Origin of the sequence: Mesorhizobium sp. M1A.F.Ca.IN.020.06.1.1 (genome assembly GCF_004023265.1) — a bacterium.
GTDB lineage: Bacteria > Pseudomonadota > Alphaproteobacteria > Rhizobiales > Rhizobiaceae > Mesorhizobium.
In genome coordinates, this window is the sequence record NZ_RZSR01000664.1 from 1 (window position 1) to 3,425 (window position 3,425).

General features: G+C 64.1%; 5 protein-coding genes. 3 read left to right on the plus strand and 2 right to left on the minus strand.

The window, feature by feature from the left end:
• Positions 1 to 179 precede the first annotated feature (179 nt).
• On the minus strand, positions 180 to 581 hold the full coding sequence (locus EOA60_RS24570; protein WP_095824475.1) for a type II toxin-antitoxin system HicB family antitoxin: 402 nt from the start codon (positions 579 to 581) through the stop codon (positions 180 to 182).
• Positions 582 to 585: 4 nt separating this feature from the next.
• The gene (locus EOA60_RS24575) at positions 586 to 774 is read right to left on the minus strand and encodes a type II toxin-antitoxin system HicA family toxin (RefSeq protein ID WP_095824474.1); all 189 of its coding nucleotides are present in this window, start codon (positions 772 to 774) and stop codon (positions 586 to 588) included.
• Positions 775 to 924: 150 nt separating this feature from the next.
• Between EOA60_RS24575 and EOA60_RS24580 the strand changes: the two genes are divergently transcribed.
• From EOA60_RS24580 to EOA60_RS24590, 3 genes are all read left to right on the plus strand, one after another.
• Positions 925 to 1,497, plus strand: a complete 573-nt coding sequence (locus EOA60_RS24580) for a hypothetical protein (RefSeq protein ID WP_095824473.1) — start codon at positions 925 to 927, stop codon at positions 1,495 to 1,497.
• Positions 1,498 to 1,729: 232 nt separating this feature from the next.
• Positions 1,730 to 2,635: a hypothetical protein gene (locus EOA60_RS24585; protein ID WP_095824472.1), complete on the plus strand. Its 906-nt coding sequence runs from the start codon at positions 1,730 to 1,732 to the stop codon at positions 2,633 to 2,635.
• A gap of 32 nt (positions 2,636 to 2,667) precedes the next feature.
• A partial coding sequence (locus tag EOA60_RS24590; RefSeq protein ID WP_128312031.1) for a Coat protein occupies positions 2,668 to 3,425 on the plus strand: 758 nt, incomplete at its 3' end.

Below are 3,425 nucleotides of genomic sequence, written 5' to 3' on the forward strand. Positions count from 1 at the left end.
GGACTGACGACAGGGGCGAACGAAGCTGAACTGCGGTCGCATTGCGGCGGAACGGCGGCGGCACCCGCTCACGAAGTGAGTCACGGTTTCCCGGCTGTTGAAGTTCATGGTTTCCAAACCGGAAATGTTAATGGCCAACAGTAAGATAGCGACGCTCTCTGAATCAGATTGCGAGGCTGCTACGCGGCTTCGTTCCGCATCGCCTGCTTGGCCGCGGCGGTCAAAAACCCGGAGCGGCTGTAGCCGTGGCGCTCGGCATAGCGGTCGATTTCGCTGAGCACATCCTCGGGAATCGTAACATTGACACGCACCACCCTAGCCTCCTCGGTCTTGAGCGTGACTAGGATGGCGACACCCGTGCGATTGTCCTTATCGATCATCACATCCTCGAGGGATGACGGCTCGGGAATGGCCTGGCCATCCTCGACAAGGCCATCGACATGGAAGGCAAGCGCCTCCTCGGCCAGCATGCGGGCCTCGTCGAGGCTTGTTCCAGCCGTGATCACGCCGGGGAAATCAGGGAACGAGACGCCGAAATCGCTGTCGGCGTCCTTGTGGATCAGGCCGATATAGTGTCGCATATTTCTACCTCAGCTTCAGGCCAGACTGTTTCTCGATGGATTTCAATGTGCTGACCGGAATGTCGCGCTTGGGGTGCGGCACCGTCACGCGGCCCGGTTTGGTGCGGTGCTTGAACTGGGCGTGACTGCCCTTGCGAGCCACCTCGAACCAGCCGTCAGCCTGTAATCTATCGATGACGTCGGCACTCTTCATGTTGTGTATTGATACACACAATTCAAGAGTGCGTCCAGAGTCTGCGCAGGATGCCCAATCGGCGTTCGCCCTCCGTGTTCGGAAAGCCAAGCAATTGGCTTTCCGTCCGCTGCGCGGACCACGCCTCACCCCCAAGAATGGAGAAATGAGATGACCCGAGGACTACCCCGCACCCTTGCGCGCGCCGTCGCCCGCGAGGCCGGCCTTGCGCCGCCGAAGCTCGGCCTGAAGGCCGCGACCAGCGGGCAGGGCGGAGCTTACCGCACCGTCTTCAGCTTCGCCGGCTTGCAGGTGCCGGTCGCCGATGCGCTGGCCTATGCGAGCCAGAAGATCTTCGACTTCGCCGACGGCAAGGTGCGCATCAAGGGCGGCACGGCGAGGCTGCAGTTTGCGGTGCTCACTGCCCGCGCCTCGACCATCAACGACAATGCGGCTTTGACCTGGTCGCTGGGCTCAGCGGCCGCGTCCAGCGCCACGCTTTCCGGCACCATGGTCAATGTGCTGGCATCCACCGCCCGCACGCTGGACGGCGTGGGCACCGCGGTCTCCACGGCCTCCACCGCCGACATCGCCGCCGCCGCGACGCTCGACGGGACAACGACGCCGGTCGACCTCTATCTCAACCTGGCGTTTGCCACCGGCACCGACATCGACGCCGACGGCACGATCGCGGTGACGGGGACGATCACGCTGCTGTGGGAGAACTGGGGGGATAACGCGTAGGCGCACGAACTGCTGATCTCCCCCCTCGTGGGGGAGATGCCCGGTAGGGCAGAGAGGGGCGCTGTCCCGCCGACCTTGCCGTTGACCGTATCTGAATTCATGCAAACAAACGCGACGTCGCGTTCCTTCGCGCCCCCCTCTGGCCTGCCGGCCATCTCCCCCACCTGTGGGAAGATTGGCAGCTTCAGCGCCGGCGCTCCCTTCTGGAACTCTGAACAAAGGAATTTAACTCATGACAGATCTGGCAGAGGCCGGGTCCGTGGCTTCGCGGCCGGCGGGCAACCTGGCGACGCCTCCGGCCCACGGGGACAACGGGTCCGCCCCGGCGGTCGGCAGAAGTTGGTTTGACGGTCTTTCCGAAGGCAACCGCAAGCTCGCTGAAGCCAAGGGCTGGAACAAGGCCGAAAGCCTCGATCGGGTTTTCACATCCTATGCGGAACTGGAGCGCCAGCAGGGCGAAAGCCTGCGCGTTCCGGCAAAGGACGCGCCGAAGGAGGAATGGGACAGGTTCCATTCCAGACTGCCGGACGCGATGCGTCCGCTGACCTCGGCCGAGAAGGTCGAATACCGGCGGCCCGACAACCTGCCGGAAAACTTCGCCTATTCGGACGAACTCGCCAATGCCTCGAAGGCCTGGGCGGTCGAAGCGGGCGCCAGCCCGAGGATCGCGCAGGCCTATCACGACCGCTTCGTCGGCTACATGGCCGAGCAGGCCGCTGCCCAGCAGGCAGCACTTTCCCGCTCGGTCGAAGCCACCCACGACGAGCTGGTGCGTGACTGGGGACCGACCGACAGCGACGGCTTCCGCCAGAAGCTGGAGGTCGCCAACCGGGCGATGAAGAAGCTGGGGCTGGTCAGCGCCTACAAGCAGAAGGGCATCCTTCTGCCCGACGGCGCGCTGACCGATCCGCAGATCGCCCGGGCCTTCCACGCCATCGGCGAGGCGATGTTCCGCGAAGACACGATCGACGCCGACGGAGCGCCCAGGGGGCAAAATCCCTTCCGGCGCAATGCCGCCGGCGAGCGCAACATTTCGGCGATCTCCGCCCTTGTCAAAATCGACCCTCAACGCGCCCGGCGGCTGGCCCGGGACGCGGGCGAAAATCCGGACCTCTGGATGCCCAGCAACCCTCTCTGAAACCGCCTCATCAAACCTGAAGGAAAGAAAGAATGGCAGACGCCTATACCCGCATCGCGGACGCGATCGTTCCGTCCGTCTATGCCCAATACTCGTTCGAGGAGCACGTCCAGTCGCTCGAAATCTACCAGGCCGGGATCCTGTTCTCCGACCCGGCCATTTCCTCGAAACTCTCGATGGGCGGCCGCTCCGTCGACATGCCCGGCTGGAAGGATCTCGGCAACGATCCGTCGGAGCCGGTCAATGACGATCCGGCCGACTCGATCGAGATGAAGAAGATCGGCTCGCGCCGCGAGGTCGCCGCCCGCAACGTGCGAGCCCAGGCCTGGGGCGTTCCGGACCTGACCGCAATCCTTGCCGGCGACGACCCGCAGAAGCTGATCGTGCGCCGCCAGACCGAATACTGGCAGCGCGCCAACAAGCTGACCCTGCTCGGCATCCTGAAGGGCGTGCTCGCCGACAACGTCGCCAATGACGGCGGCGACTTGGTGCGCACCACCGGCGCCTCGATCGTCGACACCGACATCATCGAGGCGGCGTACCTCATGGGCGACCGCGCCGATAAGTTCCGCACCATCTGGATGCATTCCAAGCAGATGAAGGCCCTCAAGCTCGCCGACCTCATCGACTATGTGCCGTCCTCCGAGCAGGGCGGGCCGCTGATCCCCTATTACATGGGCCTGCGCTGCGTGGTCGACGACGACATCCCGGTCGCGGCCGGCGTCTACACGGCGTTCATGTTCAAGGACAAGGCGATCCTGTGGAACGAGCTGCCGGTGAACTCTGAAGG